General features: G+C 71.4%; 16 protein-coding genes. 9 read left to right on the forward strand and 7 right to left on the reverse strand.

All coding sequences use genetic code 11. The features are described 5' to 3' along the window. Positions 1 to 60: 60 nt before the first annotated feature. Positions 61 to 1,206: a cystathionine gamma-synthase gene (locus PYR91_RS25440; protein ID WP_279783544.1), complete on the forward strand. Its 1,146-nt coding sequence runs from the start codon at positions 61 to 63 to the stop codon at positions 1,204 to 1,206. Positions 1,207 to 1,245: 39 nt separating this feature from the next. On the opposite strand, the gene PYR91_RS25445 is transcribed toward PYR91_RS25440, so the two are convergent. From PYR91_RS25445 to PYR91_RS25460, 4 genes are all read right to left on the reverse strand, one after another. Then, positions 1,246 to 1,683, reverse strand: a complete 438-nt coding sequence (locus PYR91_RS25445) for a hypothetical protein (protein WP_279783546.1) — start codon at positions 1,681 to 1,683, stop codon at positions 1,246 to 1,248. A 105-nt stretch (positions 1,684 to 1,788) separates the two neighbouring features. Beyond that, a complete protein-coding gene (locus PYR91_RS25450; RefSeq protein WP_279783548.1) occupies positions 1,789 to 1,941 on the reverse strand; it encodes a hypothetical protein in 153 nt (50 codons plus the stop codon). A gap of 252 nt (positions 1,942 to 2,193) precedes the next feature. Next, on the reverse strand, positions 2,194 to 4,152 hold the full coding sequence (locus PYR91_RS25455; RefSeq protein WP_279783550.1) for a hypothetical protein: 1,959 nt from the start codon (positions 4,150 to 4,152) through the stop codon (positions 2,194 to 2,196). A 54-nt stretch (positions 4,153 to 4,206) separates the two neighbouring features. Continuing rightward, entirely contained in the window at positions 4,207 to 5,685 is a 1,479-nt protein-coding gene (locus tag PYR91_RS25460; protein ID WP_279783552.1) for a sigma 54-interacting transcriptional regulator, read from the reverse strand. Positions 5,686 to 5,852: 167 nt separating this feature from the next. On the opposite strand from PYR91_RS25460, the gene PYR91_RS25465 reads away from it, so the two are divergent. The 3 genes from PYR91_RS25465 to ilvA all read left to right on the forward strand — a co-directional run bounded on the left by PYR91_RS25465 (position 5,853) and on the right by ilvA (position 10,225). Then, on the forward strand, positions 5,853 to 7,064 hold the full coding sequence (locus tag PYR91_RS25465; RefSeq protein WP_279783554.1) for an FIST N-terminal domain-containing protein: 1,212 nt from the start codon (positions 5,853 to 5,855) through the stop codon (positions 7,062 to 7,064). Next, complete coding sequence (locus tag PYR91_RS25470) at positions 7,061 to 8,233, forward strand: ROK family protein (protein WP_279783556.1); 1,173 nt, start codon at positions 7,061 to 7,063, stop codon at positions 8,231 to 8,233. Before PYR91_RS25465 ends, PYR91_RS25470 begins: the two co-directional genes overlap by 4 nt. A gap of 777 nt (positions 8,234 to 9,010) precedes the next feature. Next, complete coding sequence (gene ilvA, locus PYR91_RS25475) at positions 9,011 to 10,225, forward strand: threonine ammonia-lyase (RefSeq protein ID WP_279783558.1); 1,215 nt, start codon at positions 9,011 to 9,013, stop codon at positions 10,223 to 10,225. A gap of 21 nt (positions 10,226 to 10,246) precedes the next feature. Here ilvA and PYR91_RS25480 read toward each other — a convergent pair whose 3' ends face one another. Continuing rightward, positions 10,247 to 11,695 (reverse strand): M1 family metallopeptidase, encoded by a 1,449-nt coding sequence (locus PYR91_RS25480; protein ID WP_279783560.1) that lies wholly within the window; start codon positions 11,693 to 11,695, stop codon positions 10,247 to 10,249. Between the two features lie 121 nt (positions 11,696 to 11,816). Then, complete coding sequence (gene hppD / locus PYR91_RS25485; RefSeq protein ID WP_279783562.1) at positions 11,817 to 12,890, reverse strand: 4-hydroxyphenylpyruvate dioxygenase; 1,074 nt, start codon at positions 12,888 to 12,890, stop codon at positions 11,817 to 11,819. Between the two features lie 129 nt (positions 12,891 to 13,019). Between hppD and PYR91_RS25490 the strand changes: the two genes are divergently transcribed. The 3 genes from PYR91_RS25490 to PYR91_RS25500 all read left to right on the forward strand — a co-directional run bounded on the left by PYR91_RS25490 (position 13,020) and on the right by PYR91_RS25500 (position 16,104). Next, on the forward strand, positions 13,020 to 13,499 hold the full coding sequence (locus PYR91_RS25490) for an Lrp/AsnC family transcriptional regulator (protein WP_279783564.1): 480 nt from the start codon (positions 13,020 to 13,022) through the stop codon (positions 13,497 to 13,499). 214 nt (positions 13,500 to 13,713) lie between these two features. After that, positions 13,714 to 15,828 carry a transglycosylase domain-containing protein gene (locus PYR91_RS25495; protein ID WP_279783566.1) on the forward strand — a complete coding sequence of 705 codons (2,115 nt, stop codon included), beginning with the start codon at positions 13,714 to 13,716 and terminating at the stop codon, positions 15,826 to 15,828. Between the two features lie 69 nt (positions 15,829 to 15,897). Then, complete coding sequence (locus PYR91_RS25500; RefSeq protein WP_279783568.1) at positions 15,898 to 16,104, forward strand: DUF397 domain-containing protein; 207 nt, start codon at positions 15,898 to 15,900, stop codon at positions 16,102 to 16,104. 63 nt (positions 16,105 to 16,167) lie between these two features. Here PYR91_RS25500 and PYR91_RS25505 read toward each other — a convergent pair whose 3' ends face one another. Beyond that, entirely contained in the window at positions 16,168 to 18,135 is a 1,968-nt protein-coding gene (locus tag PYR91_RS25505) for a thioredoxin domain-containing protein (RefSeq protein ID WP_279783909.1), read from the reverse strand. 521 nt (positions 18,136 to 18,656) lie between these two features. Here PYR91_RS25505 and aspS point away from each other — a divergent pair. Together aspS and PYR91_RS25515 are read left to right on the forward strand one after the other, a co-directional pair. Next, the gene (gene aspS, locus PYR91_RS25510; protein ID WP_279783570.1) at positions 18,657 to 19,955 is read left to right on the forward strand and encodes an aspartate--tRNA(Asn) ligase; all 1,299 of its coding nucleotides are present in this window, start codon (positions 18,657 to 18,659) and stop codon (positions 19,953 to 19,955) included. 594 nt (positions 19,956 to 20,549) lie between these two features. Continuing rightward, positions 20,550 to 21,017 (forward strand): hypothetical protein, encoded by a 468-nt coding sequence (locus PYR91_RS25515; RefSeq protein WP_279783572.1) that lies wholly within the window; start codon positions 20,550 to 20,552, stop codon positions 21,015 to 21,017. Positions 21,018 to 21,032 lie beyond the last annotated feature (15 nt).

The raw sequence follows: 21,032 nt of genomic DNA on the forward strand, positions 1-21,032 counted from the left end.
TACTTCGGCCGTAGTCCGTGGAGGCCGACGGGGCCACCGGGATGGCGGTAACGTTGGGCCATGATTGAGGGTTTCGAGACGCTGGCCATTCACGCAGGCCAGGAGGCCGATCCGTACACCGGTGCGGTGGTTCCTCCCATATACGCCGTGTCGACCTACAAGCAGGACGGCGTCGGCGGGCTACGGTCCGGTTACGAGTACAGCCGCTCGGCCAACCCCACCAGGACCGCCCTGGAGGAGTGCCTGGCCGCCATCGAGGGCGGCGCGCGGGGCCTGGCGTTCGCCTCCGGGCTCGCCGCCGAGGACACCCTGCTGCGCACGGTGTGCGTCCCCGGCGACCACGTCGTCATCCCCGACGACGCCTACGGCGGCACGTACCGGCTGTTCGCCAAGGTGCTGGGCCGCTGGGGCCTTGAGTACGACCCCGTGCCGCTCGGCGACCTCGCGGCGGTGCGCGCGGCCGTCCGTCCCGGCGTCACCAAGGCCATCTGGGTCGAGACGCCCACCAACCCGCTGCTCGGCATCGCCGACATCACGGCGCTGGCGGAGATCGCGCACTCGGCCGGGGCCGTGCTGCTGGTCGACAACACCTTCGCCTCGCCCTACCTCCAGCAGCCGCTGGCGCTGGGGGCGGACGTCGTGGTGCACTCCACCACCAAGTACGTCGGCGGCCACTCCGACGTGATCGGCGGGGCGCTGGTCGCCCGCGACGCCGCGCTGGGCGAGGAGCTGGTGTACAACCAGAACGCCATCGGCGCCGTCGCCGGGCCCTTCGACGCCTGGCTCACCCTGCGGGGCGTGAAGACGCTGGCCGTGCGCATGGAGCGCCACTGCGACAACGCCGAGCGGGTCGTCGAGCTGCTCCAGGCCCACCCGCGGGTCACCGAGGTGTTCTACCCGGGCCTGGCCGCGCACCCGGGGCACGAGGTGGCGGCCAAGCAGATGCGCCGCTTCGGCGGCATGGTGTCGTTCCGCGTGGCGGGCGGCGAGGAGGAGGCGGTGGCGATCTGCGACCGCACCACGGTGTTCACGCTCGGCGAGTCGCTCGGCGGCGTGGAGTCGCTGATCGAGCACCCCGGCCGCATGACTCACGCCTCGGCCGTGGGCACGCCTCTGGAGGTGCCCTCCGACCTCATCCGGCTGTCGGTGGGCATCGAGAGCGTGGGCGACCTGCTGGCCGACCTGACGCAGGCCCTCGGCTCCTGACGGCGGCGGGCGCCCGACGGTCGTCCGGGCGCCCGCCCGTCACGGGCCGGGGTTGAACCAGACCATCAGCACCAGGATGATCAGCCAGATCAGGGCCATGATCGCGGCGAGCGTGGCGATGCGGCCGGTCTGCACCTTGGCGTCGTCTTCTGGCACATCGTTCGAGAGCACCCTGACGGCGGTGCGCTGGTCGCGGTCGATGATGACCAGGAGCACCGCCGCCACGATGAAGAGCGTCATCGAGATCGACAGATAGGGCAGGCCGAGGTTCCTGCCGCCCGCGGCCAGGCCGAACAGGAAGACGCCCAGGGTGAGGAGGCCGAAGATCCTGGTGCTGCGATGCAGGTAGCGCAGCACGTTGAGATCTTTGGCTCTGATGTATCTCGGGGTGAACATGGTGGCGGCGGTGACCGGGCCGAGCGCGAAGATCGCGAAGCCGATGTGCAGCCACAGCAGGATTTTGTCGAGGAACGACATGTTGCCGAGGCTATCGCCTTATTGATCGACTAGGGAACTCTCCGGGCCCGGTCGAACCGATTCAGTGGGTCGTGCGGGTCGCCGGCGTCCGCGCCGACGGGGTGGTCAGGCGGTTGAGGGGTCGGCCGTCTCGTCGAGCTGCTCGGCGCGCGCGGGCTCGGGGCCGAGGCGAGGGGATCTGGGACGGTTGTTCACGCTGACCTCGAACAGCGCCACCGTGAGGATCATCAGTATCAGGAGAATGGCTGCCGCGAACATCGTTCTCTCCTTTCACGGCAGGCAATGGGCCGGGGGCCTGGAGACCGCCGGTCATTACCCTTGATGAATATCCTCCGGTATCGCATAAGAGTCGGCAATGGATTTTCAAGGCACGAATGCGCGTCCTTTAAGCTCGGCGATTGCCTGAATGGGACATACCCCCATGAACCCCATTCAGAACAAGCGGGCGGACGCCGAGCCGGCCGCCCCGCTCACCCGCGGGTGACGGAACGGCCGCCGCGGCCGGTGCGGTCAGCGCGAGCGGCGGGCGCGCAGGAAGTCGCTGACGACGTACTCGCCGAGGCGGTCGGCGCTGGGAGAGAAGACCCGGCCGCCGTTGCGGCGGGCGACCTCGTCGACGAAGTCCTTCAGGCGCTCGTCGGTGGCGAGCATGAAGACGTTGAGCGTGGCGCGGCGCCGGGTCATCTTGTCGACCTCCGACAGCGTGAGCTCCAGCGTCTCGCGCGACGGCGGCCACTCGAACCAGTAGCGGCCGTTGCGCATGAGGTGCGCCGTCGGCTCGCCGTCGGTGACCACCAGCACCACCGGCTCGAAGTCGGGGTGGCGGTCGAGGTGGCGCCCGGCGATCAGCAGCGCGTGGTGCAGGTTGGTGCCCTGCACCATGTCCCATTCGAGGCCGGCCAGCTCCTCGGGCTGCAGCACCCGGGCGTAGTTGGAGAAGCCGATGATCTGCACGGCGTCGCCGGGGAACTTGGAGGCCACCAGCGCCTGGAGCGCCAGCGCCGTCTGCTTGGCCGGGGCCCACGTGCCCCGCAGCGCCATCGAGTACGACAGGTCGACCAGCAGGCAGACCGCCGCCGCCGTCCGGCGCTCGGTCTCGGCCACCTCGAAGTCGTCGACCGACAGGGCCACCCGGCCGCCCTCGGCCCGGGCCGCGCCGCGCCGCACGCCGTTGACCACCGTGCGGACGACGTCCAGGGGCTGCTCGTCGCCGAAGCGCCAGGGACGCGAGCCGCCGGTCAGCTCGCCGGCCGCCCCGGCGTCGCGCTGGTCGTGGTCGCCGCGCCGCCCGCCGTCCAGGGAGTCGAACACCCGGCGCAGGGCGGTCTCACCGAGCCGGCGCACGCCCTTGGGGGTCAGCTCCAGCTTGCCGCGCTGCCGCCGCAGGTAGCCCTGCTGCTCCAGCTCGCGCTCGATCTGCTTGAGCGTCTCGAGGTCGTCCACGGCCGAGCGGCCGAGGGCGCGGCGCACGGCGGCCTCGTCGATGTCGTCCAGCCGGGCGCCCGGATAGTCCTGGCGCAGCGCCGACTCAAGCTGGTCGAGGTCGGCCAGCTCCTCCAGGGCGGTGACGGCGTCGCCCATGCCCAGCGGCTGCTGCCCCTCCATGCGCTCGGAGGAGTCCCAGGCGAGGTCGGGACGCCGGGCGTACAGCGACTGGCCGAGGCGGGCCATCTCCTGGCCCAGGCCGGCGTCCTCCAGGGTCTGCTCGATCAAGGACTGGAGCTCCTCGCGCTGCTCGGGCGTCATCGACGCGAGCATGCGCTGCGCCGCCGCCGCCCGGCGGGCCAGGATGTCGACCAGCTCGGCCAGGTCGCGCGGCTTCTCGGGGAAGAACTCCCCGTGCTGCTCCATGAACCGGTCGAAGTCGGCCTGGGTGTGCTCGCCGCGGGCGTCCCGGTCGAGCATGTCGTTCAGGTCGGCCATCATGCGCCGGACCCGCTCCATGGCCTCGGGGTCGGGGTTGGCCAGCGCGTCGCGCATGCCGCGGAACCGGCTGTCCAGGACCTCCCTGCGCAGCAGGTCGCGCAGCTCCTCGAACGTCTGGCGCGCCGCCGCCGAGCGCCACTCGTACGAGCTCAGCTCGCGCACGGCGCTCGCGGTCTCGCCGGGCAGCGCGTCCAGCTCGGCCTCGCGCAGACGGGCGTCGTCGGAGGGGTCGGGGAACAGCTCGGCCCGCTCCTGGCCGATCGCCTTGTCCAGCAGCGCCCTGGCGCGCTCCAGCGTGCCCGAAAGGTCGCCGCGCTCGCGGAGCTCACGGCGGCGCTTGCGCACCTCGCGCAGCAGCTCGTCCAGGCCCTTGCGGTCGGGGGCGCCCGGCAGGCCCTTCCTGAGCAGGTCGCGCAGGGAGTCGGCCGGGGTGGAGCCGGACAGGATCGCGTCGCCCATCTCGTCGAGGGCGGCGCGCACGTCGTAGGGCGGCGCCAGGGGGTCGGGCCCGTCGTGGTACTCGCCGTATCGGTAACCACTCATCTCTTGGCAGCCTAACCGTCGTATGTCCGATATACGAAGAAATGCGCGCCGAGGTCAGGTGCGGTAGACGGCGCCCGCTTCGGTCTCGTCCTTCGACAGGCGCCGCATGAGGTAGAGCCCTTCGAGGGCGAACTCCAGCGCGGCGGCGGCGTGGCCGGGGGACTCGTCGCCCTCGCCCATGCCCACCTGCGACATGATCTTCGACAGTCCGTTGACCGGCCCGATCTGGCGCAGCAGCTCGGTGGCGGTGGTCAGCTCGCCGGAGGAGATCTGGGTGCCCTCGGTGAACTTGTCGAGCAGCGCGGAGAGATCCATGCCGCCGAGCGTGCGGCGGAAGGTCTCGGCGACCGCGCGGCGCAGCAGGTGGGCGAGCACCTCGACCTCGCGGCCCTCCTCGCTGACCTCGAACTCCACCTTGCCCCGCAGGGTGGGCACCGCGCCGGGGAGGTCGGCGACCCGGGTCACGGGGCGCTCCTCGCCGGTGAGCGCGGCGCGCCGCACGGCGGAGGCGGCGGCCGTCTCGGCGGCGGCGATCGAGAAGCGGGCCGACACGCCGGACCGCGAGTCGACGGCCGTCGACTCGCGCACCAGGCGGGTGAAGCGGGCGATGATCTCGATGATGTGCTCGGGCAGCTCGGCGCTGAGCCCGGCCTGGTCGCCGGTGCCGGCGGCCGGGCCGCCCGCGGAGTCGAGCGCGCCCCAGGCGAGCGTGGCCTCCTGGCGGATCAGGCTGAGCTCGTCGTCCAGCGTGAGCGGGTAGTGCGTGCGGATCTCGGCCCCGAAGCGGTCTTTCAGCGGGGTGATGATGCGGCCGCGGTTGGTGTAGTCCTCGGGGTTGGCGCTGGCGATCAGCAGCACGTCGAGCGGCAGGCGCAGGTTGTAGCCGCGCACCTGGATGTCGCGCTCCTCCAGCACGTTGAGCAGCGACACCTGGATGCGCTCGGCGAGGTCGGGCAGCTCGTTGACCGAGAACACGCCCCGGTTGGTGCGCGGCACCAGGCCGTAGTGGACGGTCTCGGGGTCGCCGAGCGTGCGGCCCTCGGCGATCTTGATCGGGTCGACGTCGCCGATCAGGTCGCCGACCGAGGTGTCGGGCGTGGCGAGCTTCTCGCCGTACCTGTCGTCGCGGTGCTTCCAGGCGATCGGCAGGTCGTCGCCCAGCTCGCCCGCCAGGCGGACGCACCGGACGCAGGCGGGCGCGTACGGGTGGTCGTTGATCTCGCAGCCGTCGACGACCGGGGTCCACTCGTCGAGCAGGCCGGTGACCGTGCGGATCAGCCGGGTCTTCCCCTGACCGCGCTCACCCAGCAGCACGAGATCGTGCCCGGCGAGCAGGGCCCGCTCCAGATGGGGCAGGACGGTCTCGTCGAATCCGACGATGCCCGGGAATCGGGGAACGCCTGAGCGTAGTCTGGCCAGCAGGTTCTCGCGGATCTCGGCCTTGACCGTGCGGTAGGTGTGGCCACCTTCGCGCAGGTCGCGCAGGGTCCGTGCTCGCGGCGTCTCGCTTCGCGGTGTGGGCGATTCATGCACGGGAACGAGACTACGTCGCGATGCAGGGTTGTGGCAGCTTATGCACATTTCGGATCTTGACCATTGGGTGACGCTCCGCGTGCGTCGTTACTCCCGTAGTGGGGAGAATTCGTGCAAGAGGGGCAATGTATGACACGCGGCTCGGGAGGCAAGGGGAGGCGAGGCGTGTGGCAGTGCTGACAAGCCGGTTCGCGGACGGTCTCGCCGTGGGCTCCGACCTCGTCATCGCCGCCGAGACCGCCGTGCGCCAAGCGCTCTCCGGCCTGTCGGGGCCGCCCGACCTGCTGTGCTTCTTCATCTGCGGCGACGATCCCGACGAGGTCTCCCGGGCGGGGCTGCGCGCCATGCGCATGGCCCCCGGCGCCGAGGTGATCGGGTGCAGCGCCACCGGCGTGATCGGCGACAACCAGGGCGTCGAGCTGACGCCGGCGGTCAGCGCGTGGGCGGCGAGCCTCGACGGCGCCCGGGTCACGAGCTTCGTGCTGGAGACGCTCCGCATGGAGGACCGCTTCGTCATCATCGGCCTGCCCGACCGCGACCCCGACGACCGCGTGGCCGTCCTGCTCGCCGATCCCTACAGTTTCCCCACCGACGCCTTCGTGGAGAACTCCGCCGACGTGCTCGGCAACCTGCCCCTGGTCGGCGGGCTGGCCAACGGCATGGGCGGCCAGGGCTCGGTCCGCCTGTTCGCCGGCGGCGAGATGTACACCGAGGGCGCGGTCGGCGTCATGCTGAGCGGCTCCATCGACGTCAGCACGGTCGTGAGCCAGGGGTGCCGCCCCATCGGGCCGACGATGGTCGTCACCCGCTCGGAGGACAACCTGCTGCTTGAGCTGGCCGGGCAACCGGCCCTGGCCCGCCTGGAGGACATCGTCAGCGCCCTCGACGAGGAGGACAGGGAGCTGGTCGCGGCCGGGCTGCAGATCGGCGTCGCCATGGACGAGTACGCCGAGATCCACGAGCGCGGCGACTTCCTGATCCGCGGCATCCTCGGCATCGACCCCGAGCGCGAGGCCGTGGCCGTCGGCGACGTGCTCGACATCGGGCAGAGCGTCCGGTTCCAGGTGCGCGACGCCGCCTCGGCCGACGAAGATCTCTACGCGCTGCTGGACGCCCATGTGGAGCAGCGCGGGCGCATCGACGGCGCGCTGCTGTTCGCCTGCAACGGGCGGGGCTCGGCGATGTTCGGCAGCTCCGACCACGACGCGCTCGCCGTCCGCGACACGCTGGGCGCGATCGGCATGGCCGGGTTCTTCGCGGCGGGCGAGGTCGGGCCGGTGGCCGGGCAGAACCACGTCCACGGGTTCTCGGCGGCGCTGCTGGTGTTCTCCAGCTCCAACGGCTCGGGAGGCGCCAAGGCGGCGCGTGGGGCCAGATGAGCCCGGCCAGGCTGCCCTTTCCCGCAGGCGCGGCCGTGGAGGTCGTGCTGGCGATCGACGTCGGCGGCACCAAGTTCGCGGCCGGGCTCGTCGGCTCCGACGGTGAGGTGCTGGTCGCCGACCGCGTCCCCACGCCGCCCGGGGGAGACGCCGCCGCGCTGTGGAAGACGCTGACCACCTTGGTCGACTCCGTGCTCGACCGGTGGCCCCAGGCGGTCGTCACCGGGGTCGGCGCCGGGTGCGGCGGCCCGATGACCTGGCCCGACGGCGTCGTCTCGCCGCTCAACATGCCCGGGTGGCAGGCCTTCCCGCTGCGGGCCATGCTCGCCGCCCGGTTCCCCGGGATGCCGGTGCGCGTCCACAACGACGCGATCTGCCTGGCCGCCGCCGAGCACTGGCGCGGCGCCGGGCGGGGCAGCGCCGACATGCTGGGCATGGTGGTGTCCACCGGCGTCGGCGGAGGCCTGATCCTCGGCGGGCGGCTGATCGACGGCGGCACCGGCAACGCCGGCCACATCGGCCACGTCGTCGTCGACCCCGAGGGCCCCGAGTGCCGCTGCGGCGGCCGAGGCTGCCTGGAGGCCGTCGCCCGAGGCCCCGGCCTAGCCGCCTGGGCCCTGGCCCAGGGCTGGACCCCGGGCGCCGGGAACTCGTCGGGCAGCGGGGACACGTCTGGCACCGGGAACATCCAGGACGCAGGGAGCATCCCGGGCGTCGGACACACGTCGGGCACCGGGGACGCACCGGCCATTGGGGACGCGCCGAGGGCCGGGACCACGCCGAGCGCCGGGGATACGCCGGGGGGAGAGCCCTACGTCGAGGCGACGGCCGCGAGCGGCCGCCAGTTGGCGGCGGACGCCGCCGCCGGCGACGAGATCGCCCTGCGCGCCCTCACCCGGGCCGGGCGGGCGCTCGGCATCGCCATCGCCTCGGCCACCCACCTGTGCGACCTCGACATCGTGACCGTCGGCGGCGGCCTGTCCCAGTCCGGCCCCTTGCTCTTCGACCCCCTGGAGCAGGCCCTGCGCGCCCACGCCCGCATGGACTTCGCCCGCCGCCTCCGGGTGGTCCCCGCCCGCCTGGGCCAGGACGCCGGCCTCATAGGCGCCGCCGCCCTCCTCCACGCCGCTGCCCACTACTGGACCGCCCCACCCCAAGACGCGCCGTAGTCCCCGGCCATCGACGCCTTCGGGTGACCTCACCCTCGTCCGGCCGGTGGCCGGCCTTCCCCGCCATGCCACCCGAAGTACCTCCCGGGCCGGTGATCAACCGGTCGCCGTCCCGAAATGGTGCCTTCGGCGCGCTCTATCAAGGGCGACCCTCGACCTGAGCCCGCCCCACGGTGGCGCAGGGAACCGTCCATGACCGTAGAGGGAGCGGGCCGAGGCGACCGGTCGTGGTTACGCCTCATCCGAGTCCGCCTGGAGGTCGGCATGGTGTCGATGACCACCGCCTGTCGGACGACCGAGTCGACCGGGATGCGGTCGGGGCCGGTTGGGGCGTGGTCGGGGTCGACGACAACCGGGTTGCTCGGCGTACGGCGGCGCCGGCTTCGTCGTCCCAGCTCTCGCCGACGCGGCGCCGGGAGTGGGCAGTTGGCTGGCGGGGGTGATGTGGTCGCGCCCTGGGTGCGGGGGCGCTGGCTGCGTCGACCGGGTGCGGGCGGGGCCGGTTGGGGCGGGTCGGGGCTGGCTGGGGCGGGTCGGGCCGGTTGGGGGCGTGGTCGTGGTAGACGACAACCGGGTTGATGGCCGCCGTTTCCTCAACCACCTCGGGACGGTTGCCCGCGCGAGGCACAGGGGGGTGGGCGAGGGGCGCCTTCTAAAAGCGCGTCGAAGGCACCATGGTGGAGGCGGGGGGATCGTGCCGCACTGCTGGAGTGGGGGGATGATCTGCTGGGTGGGGCGGTGGTGGGTGGGGTTTCGGGTGGGTGGGAGACTTCGGGCATGGCGGTACCCGAGGTGACCTACGACGACGTCGTGGCGGCGCGCGACCTGCTTGACGACGTGGTGGTGCGGACGCCCATGTTGTACTCGCGCGTGCTGTCGGAGCTGGTCGGCGGGCCGGCGTACCTCAAGTGCGAGAACCTCCAGCGGGCCGGCTCCTTCAAGATCAGGGGGGCGTACGTCCGGATCGCCCGGCTCACCGACGAGGAGCGGGCGCGCGGGGTGGTGGCCGCGAGCGCGGGCAACCACGCCCAGGGGGTGGCGCTGGCCTCGGGGCTGCTCGGGTGCAAGGCCACGGTGTTCATGCCGCTGGGCGCGCCGTTGCCCAAGATCGAAGCCACCCGCTCCTACGGCGCCGACGTGATCTTCGCCGGGATCACCGTCGACGAGTCGCTGATCGCGGCCAAGGAGCACGCGGAGACCACCGGGGCCGTCTTCATCCATCCCTTCGACCACGCCGACGTCGTGGCCGGCCAGGGCACCCTCGGGCTGGAGATCCTCGACCAGCTCCCGGAGGTCGGCACGATCGCGCTGGCCGTCGGCGGCGGGGGGCTCGCCGCCGGGGTGGCGCTCGCGGTCAAGTCGATGCGCCCGGGCGTGCGGGTGGTGGGCGTGCAGGCCGAGCGGGCCGCCGCCTACCCTGCGTCGCTGGCCGCCGGCCACCCGGTCATGGTCGAGCCGGTGTCCACCATGGCCGACGGCATCGCCGTGGGCCGTCCCGGCGACATCACGTTCGAGATGATCCACTACCTGGTCGACAGCGTGGTGACGGTCTCGGAGGAGTCCCTGTCGCGGGCGTTGCTGCTCTGCCTGGAGCGGGTCAAGCAGGTGGTGGAGCCGGCCGGGGTGGCCGGGGTGGCCGCGCTGCTCGACCAGCCGCACGCGTTCGAGCCGCCGGTCGTCGCCGTGCTGTCGGGCGGCAACATCGACCCTCTGCTGCTGTCGAAGGTGCTCAGGCACGGCCTGTCGGCCGCCGGGCGCTACCTGGCCTTCCGCATCCGCCTGCCCGACCGCCCGGGGGCCCTGGCCACCCTCCTGGGCCGCCTGGCGGGCCTGGGCGCGAACGTGCTCGACGTCGTGCACGAGCGCATGGCGCCCCGCCTCCAGATGGACGAGGCCGAGGTGCTGATGCACCTGGAGACCAGGGGCCCGCTCCACTGCGACGAGGTGCTCGCGGGCCTGCGCGGCTACGGCTACAAGTTGATCTTCAACTGACGGGCCCGCCGGGGACGCCGGTCAGCGCAGGATGGTGGGGCGACGGGCCTTGAACAGCCAGGCGTCGAAGAGGTCGCCGAGGGGCTTGCCCGAGACCTTCTCGGCGAGCTCGATGAACTGCCCGGTGGTGGCGTTGCCGTACTTGTGCCGGTCGGTCCAGGTGCGCAGCAGCCGGAAGAACGCCTCGTCGCCGATCCTGCGGCGGAGCACGTGCAGCGTCATCGCGCCTCGGGTGTAGACCGACACGTTGAACAGGTCTTGGCGCCGGGCCACTCCGGGCGGGTACTCCCACAGCGGCGCCCGGGCGACCGCGTACATGTCCTCGAAGGTCTTCTGCGCGGGAACGCCCTTGTCGTGCTCGGTCCACAGCCACTCGGCGTAGGTGGCGAACCCCTCGTTGAGCCACAGGTCCTTCCAGCGGGTGATGCTGACGCTGTTGCCGAACCACTGGTGGGCGATCTCGTGGGCGATGATGTTGGCGTCCGGCTCGAAGCCGCCGTACATGGGCTTGGTCTGGTTCTCCAGCGCGTAGCCGCTGGAGAAGTCGTCGATCACGCCGCCGGTCGACTTGAACGGGTAGGGCCCGAACACCGTGGCCCAGTAGTCGGTGGTCCTCGCCGAGGTGTCGTACAGGAAGTCGAGCTTGCGGCGGAACGCCGGGTCGGTGGCGGCGTACATCGGGATGCCGCCGCGGGTCTTGCCGGTGCGGACGTCGAACCTGCCCATCGTGATCGTGGCCAGGTAGGTCGCCATCGGGTTGCTCTCGCGCCAGGCGAAGGTGGTGGTGCCGCCGGAGGTGGCGGGGGCTGCGCGCATCTCGCCGTTGGCGATGACCGTCGTCCCGGCGGGCACGGTGACGTCGAAGTCGAACGTGGCCTTGTCGGCGGGGTGGTCGTTGCAGGGGAACCAGGTCTTGGAGCCGTTGGGCTCGCTGGTGACGAACGCGCCGTCCGCCGTCGGGATGAAGCCGTAGGTGCCGAGGTTGGGGGACTCGCGCACGGGGTCGGGCCTGCCGGCGTACTCGACGGCGACCTTGAACGCCGCGCCCTTGGCGATCGGCGAGGCCGGGCTGACCACCAGCTCGTCGCCCCTGCGGGTGAAGCTCGCGGGCTTGTCGTCGACGCTCACGCGGTGGACGGTGTAGCCGTGCAGGTCGAGGTCGAACCGTGACAGGCCCTGCGTGGCCGTCGCCCTGACGCTGGCCGTGCCCGAGAGGTTCTTGGTCGGCGGATCGTAGGCGAGCTTCAGCGCGTAGTGGCCGACGTCGTAGCCGCCGTTGCCGTCCTCGGGGAAGTCGGGGTCGCCGATGCCCGCGGCGCCCGGGAGGGCCGCGGCCACGGTCGCCCGGACGCCGCCCGCGAGGGGGGCCGGAGTGGGCGCGGTCGCCCCGTTCGACGCCGAGCAGGCGGTGAGGGTGATCATCACCGTGGACAGGACGGCCGTCACCCGTCGGGGACCCCTGAGCTGCATGGCAGGCAGCCTACGCGAGAAAGGGCAGGTCATCAGGGATCTCCACCGCGACGGGAGATGCTTTGCCGCCTCTCCCGGGCTGCGGGAGAGGCGGCTTCACCACCTTCCGGGGCGAACCGGATTAAAGGTTGCCGCGCCGGTCCTGCTCGCGTTCGATGGCCTCGAACAGGGCCTTGAAGTTGCCCTTGCCGAACCCGAGCGAGCCGTGGCGCTCGATGAACTCGAAGAACACCGTCGGCCGGTCCTGGACGGGCTTGGTGAAGATCTGCAGCAGGTACCCGTCCTCGTCGCGGTCGACGAGGATGCGCTGCTGCTTCAGCTCCTCGACGGGCACGCGCACCTCGCCGATGCGGGCCCGCAGGGCGGGGTCGTCGTAGTAGGAGTCGGGGGTCTCCAGGAACTCCACCCCGGCGGCGCGCATTTGCGCCACGGTGCGCAGGATGTCGTTGGTGGCCAGCGCGATGTGCTGGACGCCGGGGCCGCCGTAGAACTCCAGGTACTCGTCGATCTGCGACTTCTTGCGGCTGATCGCCGGCTCGTTGAGCGGGAACTTCACCTTGCGGGTGCCGTTGGCGACGACCTTGGACATCAGCGCGGAGTACTCGGTGGCGATGTCGTCCCCGACGAACTCCGCCATGTTGGTGAAGCCCATCACGCGCTTGTAGAACTCCACCCACTCGTCCATCTTGCCCAGCTCGACGTTGCCGACGCAGTGGTCGATCGCCTGGAAGAACCTCTTGGCCGGCGGCTCCACCATCGGCTCCGCGGGGACGAAGCCGGGGAGGTAGACGCCGCTGTAGTTCGACCGGTCGACCAGGGTGTGCCGGGTGTCGCCGTAGGCGGCGATGGCCGCGAGCACGACCTTGCCCTTCTCGTCCTCCATCGTGTACGGCTCGGCCAGGCCCTTGGCCCCCGCGGCGACGGCGTGCGCGTACGCGGCCTCGACGTCGGGCACGTCCAGCGCGAGGTCGACCACGCCGTCACCGTGCTCGGCCACGTGGCGGGCCACCGCCGTGCCCGGGCGCACCGAGCCGCGCAGCTCGAACCGCGCGCTCCCGGAGGTCAGCACGTAGGCCACCTCGTCGCGGCTGCCGGTCTCCGGCCCCTTGTACGCCGTCAGGCGCATGCCGAAGGCCGAGGAGTAGTAGTGCGCCGCCTGCTTGGCGTTGCCGACGGCGAAGACCACTGAGTCCATGCCATGCACGGGAAAGACATCGCTCATGAGCCCACTGTCTGGCGTGGTGTCCTATATGCGCAAGTGTTACAGAAATAGGTGGTCAGATTGTCTAGTAACCGGGGTCTACCAGCGGCGATCCTGTGCAGCATGACGATCGACGAGCTGGACATCCGGTTGATCTCGCTGCTGGCGGCCGAGCCGCGGGTGGGCATCCTGGAGGCCTCCCGGCGGCTGGGAGTCGCGCGCGGCACCGTCCAGGCGCGCCTCGACCGCCTGGTCCAGACCGGGATCGTCACCGGCTTCGGGCCGGACGTCGACCCCGCCGCGCTCGGCTACGCCGTCACGGCGTTCGTCACCCTGCAGATCCGCCAGGTCAGCGGTCATGATCCGGTGGCGGGGCTGCTGGCCGCGATCCCCGAGGTGCTGGAAGTGCACACGATCACGGGCGGCGGTGACATGCTGTGCCGGGTGGTCGCGCGCAGCAACGCCGACCTCCAGAGGGTCATCGACCTCATCGTGGAGGTCGAGGGGGTGGTGCGCACGTCGTCGGTGATCGCCCTGGACACGCCGGTCGCCTACCGGGTGCTCCCGCTGGTGGCGGGCTCGCTACGGCGAAGATCGCCATAGCGTCGTCCGGGCCCGGCCTTGACCCCGGGCGCCGCCCGGCGGGTGCCGTCCGAACGTGCCGTTGACGCGTCCTATATGTGGCGGCTCGTGAGGCTCGACGCGCGCGGCAGTGTTATCTATCGTTTACTGTGGACGATCCGCCCAGCTCACGGGGTTTTGCTGAGTGGCAGATCGGGGGTCAGGCCGAATGCGGGACGTAGAGAAGAGGCGCCAGGTGAGGCGACGTCTTCTCCGCCGGTTCCTCATCGCGGGGGGCATCGCCGTCCTCGGCGTCGTGGGGGTCCTCGCCGTGGTCTGGGTTCTCACCCCGATCCCCGACACCACGCAGAAGCTGGCGACCGCCCAGGGGTCCCTGGTCTACTACCGCGACGGCAAGACGGTGCTGGCCCGCGAGGGCGTCAACCGCAAGAACGTCCCCCTGAAGCAGGTGCCGCAGGTCGTACGTGACGCGGTGATAGCCGTGGAGAACCGTACTTTTTACCAAGACCAAGGCGTCTCCCTGCAGGGCACGGCGCGCGCCATGTGGTCGACCGTCACCGGGAGCCAGCTCCAGGGCGGCTCGACGATCACCCAGCAGCTCGTCCGCAACTACTACAGCGGGCTGAGCCAGGAGCGGTCGGTCACCCGCAAGTTCAAAGAGATCATGATCGCGCTGAAGGTCGACCAGTCGCGGTCCAAGGGGTGGGTGCTCGAGCAGTACCTCAACACCATCTACTTCGGGCGCGGCGCCTATGGCGTCGAGGCCGCCGCGCAGGCCTACTTCGGCAAGAGCGTCGGCAAGCTGACCCCGGCCCAGGGCGCCTACCTCGCCGCGGTGATCCAGCAGCCGTCGCGGTTCGCCTCCCCCAAGGGCGCCGATCTGGACGCCGCCAAGGCCCGTTGGCAGGCGGTGGTCGACGCCATGGTGGGCACCGGCACGCTCAGCCCGTCCGACGCCGCCGCGCTGACCTTCCCCAAGCTGGCCAAGCTGAAGAACCCGCTGTCGCTGAGCGGGCAGAAGGGCTACATCCTGGCCCAGGTGCGCTCGGAGCTGAACAGCCGCGGGTACTCCGACGAGGACATCCAGCAGGGCGGCCTGAAGATCACGACGACGTTCGACAAGAACCTGATGACCGCCGCCCAGCGCGCCGTCGAGGACACGCTGCCGGAGGGCACGTCCGGCAAGGTGCGCACCGGCCTGGCCGCCGTCGTGCCCGAAACCGGCGAGGTTGTCGCCTTCTACGGCGGCAAGGAGTACACCGCCAACCAGTACGACAACGCGTTCTCGGCGAAGGTGCAGGCCGGGTCGACCTTCAAGCCGTACACGCTGGCGGCGGCGCTGGAGCAGGGGCTCGACCTGAACACCAGGGTCGAGGGCAACTCGCCCATCAGGGTGGCGTCCGCGAAGGATCCGATCCCCAACTCCGGCGGCACCTCCTACGGTTCGGCCATCGACCTGGTCGAGGCCACGCGCGACTCCGTCAACACCGCGTTCGTCGACCTCGCGCAGAAGGTCGGCCTGGAGAAGGTCGCCGAGGCCGCCGAGGCCGCGGGCATCCCGGCCGACCAGATCGCCCGGCAGAAGGACTTCCCCACCTTCCCGCTCGGCACGGCGTCGGTGAGCGCCGTCCAGCAGGCGTCCGGGTTCGCCACCTTCGCCGCCGAGGGCGTGCACCGCAAGGCGCACGTCATCCGCTCGGTGACCGACGCCGCCAAGATCACCCGCAAGTTCGCCGAGCCCGGCGTGCGCGCGTTCAGCGAGCACACCGCCGCCGACGCCACCTACGCGATGCGGCAGGTGGTCGAGGGCGGCACCGGCACGGCCGCCCGGCTCTACGACCGCCCGGCGGCCGGCAAGACCGGCACTAGCGACGCCGCCAGCTCGGTCTGGTTCGTGGGCTATACGCCGCAGCTCTCCACCGCGGTCAACATGTTCCGCGACGACAACAAGACCGTCCGCGTGCCCGGCTACGGCGCCCTCTTCGGCGGCTCCCTGCCCGCCCGCGTGTGGAAGGCCTTCATGGCCGAGGCCATGGCGGGCAAGCCGGTGAAGGAGTTCCCCGAGTCCACCTCGTACGACCCGTACAACGGCGGCTGGTACGACGAGGACAACGGCTGGGGCGGCAACGGCGACGAGTACCAGGAGGACGGCTGGGGCGACCAGCCCCCCACCCAGACCCCGCCCGGCGACGACCAGACGCCCCCGCCCTCGTCCCCGCCCACCGACACCGTCCCCGACCCCGACGCCACCCCTCCGCCCCCGCCGGACGCCCCCGACAACCCGCCGGACGACCCGCCCCAAGAGGAACCCGAGGTCCCCCCGATCGTCCCCATAGGCCCTCCGGGCTGACCTCTACCAGATCTCGCACGTCAGACTGGAAAAGATCAAGGAAGTGGCGGCTCAATGGAGTAAAAGGGCTTGACCTCGGCAGAGCTATCAAAGGCCGCGTGGAGGAAGAGTTCCCGCAGCGGGAACAACGGCGGCCAGTGCGTCGAGGTCGCAGGAAATCTCCCCGGCCTGGTCGCCGTTCGGGACAGCAAGAATCCCGCTGGGCCGGTGCTTGTTCTCGGGCCGGCGGCGTGGAGGGTCTTCGTCGGTGGGGTGAAGGGCGGAGAGATTTCCTGACCGGTGTGAGGCCGGGCCCTGCGCGGGCCCGGCCTTGCCGGAGTGGTCGGGGTGGGCTGCCTGTCAGGCGGGGTTGAGGAGTTCCTTGGTCAGTTCCGCCGGGGTGGTCACGGGGGCGTGGCAGGTGAAGTGGCGGCAGACGTAGGCGGCGGGGTGGCCGTTCACGAGGGTGCGGCCCTCCATGAGGGGGACGTCGCCGTCGCCCAGGGCGATGACGGCGCCGGGGACGGCGGCCATGAGGGCGGCGCGGTGCAGGGCGGTGGTGCGCGGGTCGTCCAGGGGGCCGGCGATGGCGATCTCGGCCGGGCCGGCCAGCACGGCCTCGGCGACCGCCAGGCCCCAGCCGGCGAAACGGGCGCTCTGGCGTTCGGTCAGGGCGGTCACGGTGCCGAGGGCGGCCTCGGCCGCCTCGCGGTGGCGGGTTGAGCCCGTGAGCGCGGCGTACGAGAGCAGGGCCCCGGCCGCCGCCGAGCGGCCCGAGGGGGTGGCGCCGTCGGTCGGGTCCTGGGGGCGCTGGAACAGCGCCTCGCCGTCGTCGGGGGTGTCGTAGAAGCCGCCGGAGCCGTCGGGGAAGTGTTCGAGCACGGTGTCGAGCAGCGCGCCCGCCCGGTCGAACCACCGCGTCTCGCCGGTCACCCCGTAGAGGGCGATGAACCCCTCCGCGACGTCGGCGTAGTCCTCCAGCACCCCGGCGTTCGCGCCCACCCGGCCGTCGCGGGAGGTCCGCCAGAGCCGTCCGTCCTGGACGTGCACCCGGTCGAGCAGCTTGGCGGCGGTACGGGCGGCCCCGATCAGGTGGGGACGGTCGAACAGCGCGCCGGCCTCGGCCAGGGCGGCGACGGCCAGGCCGTTCCACGCGGCCACCACCTTGTCGTCCCTGCCCGGACGCACCCGCTGCTCGCGTGCCGTGAGCAGCTCCGCGCGCACGTCGTCGAACACCGCCTTGTCCGGCGGCTCCGACAGGAGCTGGAGCACCGAGGCGCCGTGCTCGAACGTGCCCTCGGGGGTCACGTTGAAGACGGCGGCGGCCCACTCGCCGCGCTTCTCGCCCAGCACGCGGCGTAGCTCGGCCGGGGTCCAGACGTAGAACTTGCCCTCCTCGCCCTCGCTGTCGGCGTCCAGCGCCGAGGCGAAGCCGCCCTCGGAGGTGCCGAGCTCGCGGAGCATCCACTCGGCCGTCTCCAGGGCGACGCGCTTGGCCAGCGGGTTCCCGGTGGAGCGCCACCAGTGGGCGTACACGCGCAGCAGCAGCGCGTTGTCGTACAGCATCTTCTCGAAGTGCGGCACCACCCAGCCGGCGTCCACGCTGTAGCGGGCGAAGCCGCCGCAGAGCTGGTCGTAGATGCCGCCCCGGGCCATGGCCTCCAGCGTCGCGCCGGCCATCTCGGTGGCCTCGTGGGTGCCGTGCCGGAGCAGGAACTCCAGGACCATGGACGGCGGGAACTTCGGCGCCCCGCCGAACCCGCCGCGCGCGGCGTCGAAGCTCTTCGCCAGGTCGCGCACGGCCTGCTCGGTGACCTCCCGGGTCGGCGCCGGCCCCGACGGGGTGACGGCGAACCGGCCGAGCTGCTCGACGACCCTGCCGCCGGCCGCCGCGACCTCGTCGCGGTCCTGACCCCACGCCTTGGATATGGCTCCCAGCAGCTGCTGGAACTGCCGCCGGGGGAAGTAGGTGCCGGTGTAGAACGGGTGGCCCTCGGGGGTGGCGAACACCGTCATCGGCCACCCGCCCTGGCCGTTCATCGCGGTCGTGGCGTTCATGTAGACGGCGTCGACGTCGGGCCGCTCCTCGCGGTCGACCTTGACGTTGACGAACGCCTCGTTCATCATCCGCGCGGTCTGCGCGTCCTCGAAGGACTCGTGGGCCATCACGTGGCACCAGTGACAGGCGGAGTACCCCACCGACACCAGCAGCGGCACGTCTCTGCGGCGGGCCTCGGCGAAGGCCTCCTCACCCCATTCGAACCACTCCACGGGGTTGTCCGCATGCTGTAGCAGGTAGGGGCTCGTCGCGTTCTTCAGCCTGTTCATGAAGACCTCTCCCGCGCACGGCGCGTGCCCTCTCCCGGCGAGGTGGACGGAGACCGCGTCACTGCTCTTCATGCACGATCCTCAGCTCAGTAAACCGACCTCGACCCACCGACAAATGTCGCGAATGTAACGCTTTCTGGGGAACCGGCCGCGCGCCACGAGGCCGCCGGCCCCGGCAGCGGAAGCGTGATCGCCACGCTCGGTGACAGACCGTTCTCGGTTATGCTTTTCGGCAAAGCTGTGACGAAGCCGAGTAGGCCGGGCCCGGGCGAGTCACGAGAGAGCTGCCGACGCTGGAAAGGCGGCCTCGCTTCCCGGCCGAAGACCCTTCTGAGCTGCGGGGAGGAACGGCGGCGCCGCTTGCCGCGCCGTCCAATGCCCCGCCGGTCGGCCTCCGTGATCGGGCGCGATGAGGCTTCGCCGTCGGCGAGGCGAAGGTGTGGTGGCACCGCGAGCGAAACGTCCCTGCTCGCCCGCACCTGCCAGGGACTCCGCTTGTCGCTTGTGTCCGTGGAGTAGCCATGCGAATTCTTTCCTCCCAGGTGTCGAAGCACGTCGGGGACGAGGTGACCCTCGCCGGATGGCTGCATCGAGTCCGCCCGCTGAAGTCGGTGACCTTCGCCGTACTGCGCGACCGGGACGGGCTCGTGCAGGTCGTGGCGGCCGACCCCGAGCTCGTGACGCGGCTCGCCGACCTTCCCGAGGAGACCGTGGTCGAGGTGGTGGGCACGGCCACGGCCAACGTCCAGGCGCCCGGCGGCGTGGAGATCACCTCTCCGTCCGTGCGCGCGCTGTCGGAGCCGGCGCTCACGCCGCCGTTCGACCTCTACCGGCCGGTCGTCACCGCGGCCCTGCCCACCGTCCTGGACAACGCGGCGGTCGCCCTGCGCCACCCGCGGCTGCGCGCGCCGTTCGAGATCACCGCGGCGTCGGTGGCGGGTTTCCGGCGCGCGCTCGAACGGCTCGACTTCACCGAGGTGCACACGCCCAAGGTCGTCTCCTCGGCCACCGAGTCGGGGGCCAACGTGTTCGCGCTCGACTGGTTCGGCCGGAAGGCGTACCTGGCGCAGTCCCCGCAGTTCTACAAGCAGACCATGGTCGGGGTCTTCGAGCGGGTGTACGAGGTGGGCCCGGTGTTCCGCGCCGAACCGCACGACACGGCGCGGCACCTGGCCCAGTACACGAGCCTCGACGCCGAGATGGGCTTCGTGACCGACCATCGCGACGTGATGGCCGTGGTCCGCGAGGCCGTGGCCGACATGGTGGCCTCGGTCGCCGAGCGCGCCTCGGCGGCGGTCGACCTGCTCGGCGTCCGGCTGCCGGACGTGCCGCGCGAGATCCCCGCCATCCACTTCGCCGACGCGCAGGAGCTTCTGGCCCGCGAGACGGGGGAGGACCCGCGGGGCGAGCCCGACCTGGCTCCGGCGCACGAGCGATGGCTGTGCGAGTGGGCCCTTCGCGAGCACGGCTCGGAGTTCCTCTTCGTCACCGGCTACCCCATGGTCAAGCGCCCGTTCTACACCCACCCTGAGCCGGGCCGTCCGGAGTACTCCAACAGCTTCGACCTGCTCTTCCGCGGCCTCGAACTGGTCACCGGCGGGCAGCGGCTACACCGCCACTCCGACTACCTGGCCGCCCTGGAGGCCCGGGGGGAGAGCCCCGGCCCGTACGCCGGCTACCTCGCCGCCTTCGCGCACGGCATGCCGCCGCACGGCGGGTTCGCGCTGGGCCTGGAGCGGTTCGTCGCCCGGCTGACCGGCGCCGACAACATCCGCTGGACCACCCTGTTCCCGCGCGACCTGCACCGCCTGGCCCCCTGACCGGCGCGCCCCCGCTGTCGGAGGCGGGGGCGTCCGGGCGGTGGCCCCGGTGAACCCGGGACGTCGGAGAGACCGGGTGCGGCGGGATGCGCGGCGGCCACGCCGGAGCCGGCTGGAGTCAGCCGGAGGTGACGAGGTAGGCGACGCCGAGCAGGACGACGACCGGGATCAGCCACATGACAACCTCGACCGCGAACTCCTTGTTCATGCCCGAACTCTCCTCATGCACCTCGGTGGCGATATCCCCCCGCAGCTTAACGGTGTTCTCGGACGACGCGTTCACCAGCTCGGCGGACCCGCGAGGGAGGGGTGGCCGACCGTCATCTCCCGGCCCTGGCACGACCAGCCGTTCTGTTCCTGGAGCCTCGTGCGTTCGGCGGCCGACTGGACGAGCCTCGGTGATGCGAAGCTCGGCGCCCGTGAACGGGCACCGGTGAGATCTTGTCCCAGCGTGTGGTGGAATCCGCAGGTCAGGGGTGGGTTCGCATCCCAGATCATCCCAGCGTCCCGGCGCCCTTCCGCGTACGGGTTCGGCGTGGTTCTGTCGGGGGGCGGACGAGCCAGGGGCCGTCCGTGAAAGAGGAGAGGAGATCGATGCGTTCTCGACCTACCACCCTTGCGGGGAGTGCCGTGGTCCTGGCTCTGGGGCTGGGGGTGCTGCCGATGATGTCGGCTGGCGCCGCCCACGCGGGGACCACCGAGGCTCGGGCCGGGTCCGCCGGCGCGACCGCGCTGGCGCCGCTCTCGCGAGTGCACAACCGGACGAACATGAACATCACAGCCAGGAAAGACTGGACGTGCAGTTCGGGCACCACGGGGAGTTCCAGCACCGGATGCGTCGGTGGGGCGAGCAGAACGGTCGCGGCGTACGACAAGACGCCTTTGACCGAGGACTGGGACGTCGTCCAGGTGGACGCGGGCTGGTGCTACTCGATCAAGTTCGTCCTCCCGTACAAGGAGTGGACGCTCCAGTTCAACCGTGCGGGCGCGAGCAACCTGTACGTCAAGGTGGAGGACCACGGCGACGCGTACGTCATGTCGCAGAAGTACGGCGGCTGCTGAGTGGCCGACGGGACG

Source organism: Sphaerisporangium sp. TRM90804 (assembly GCF_029846175.1).
GTDB lineage: Bacteria > Actinomycetota > Actinomycetes > Streptosporangiales > Streptosporangiaceae > Sphaerisporangium.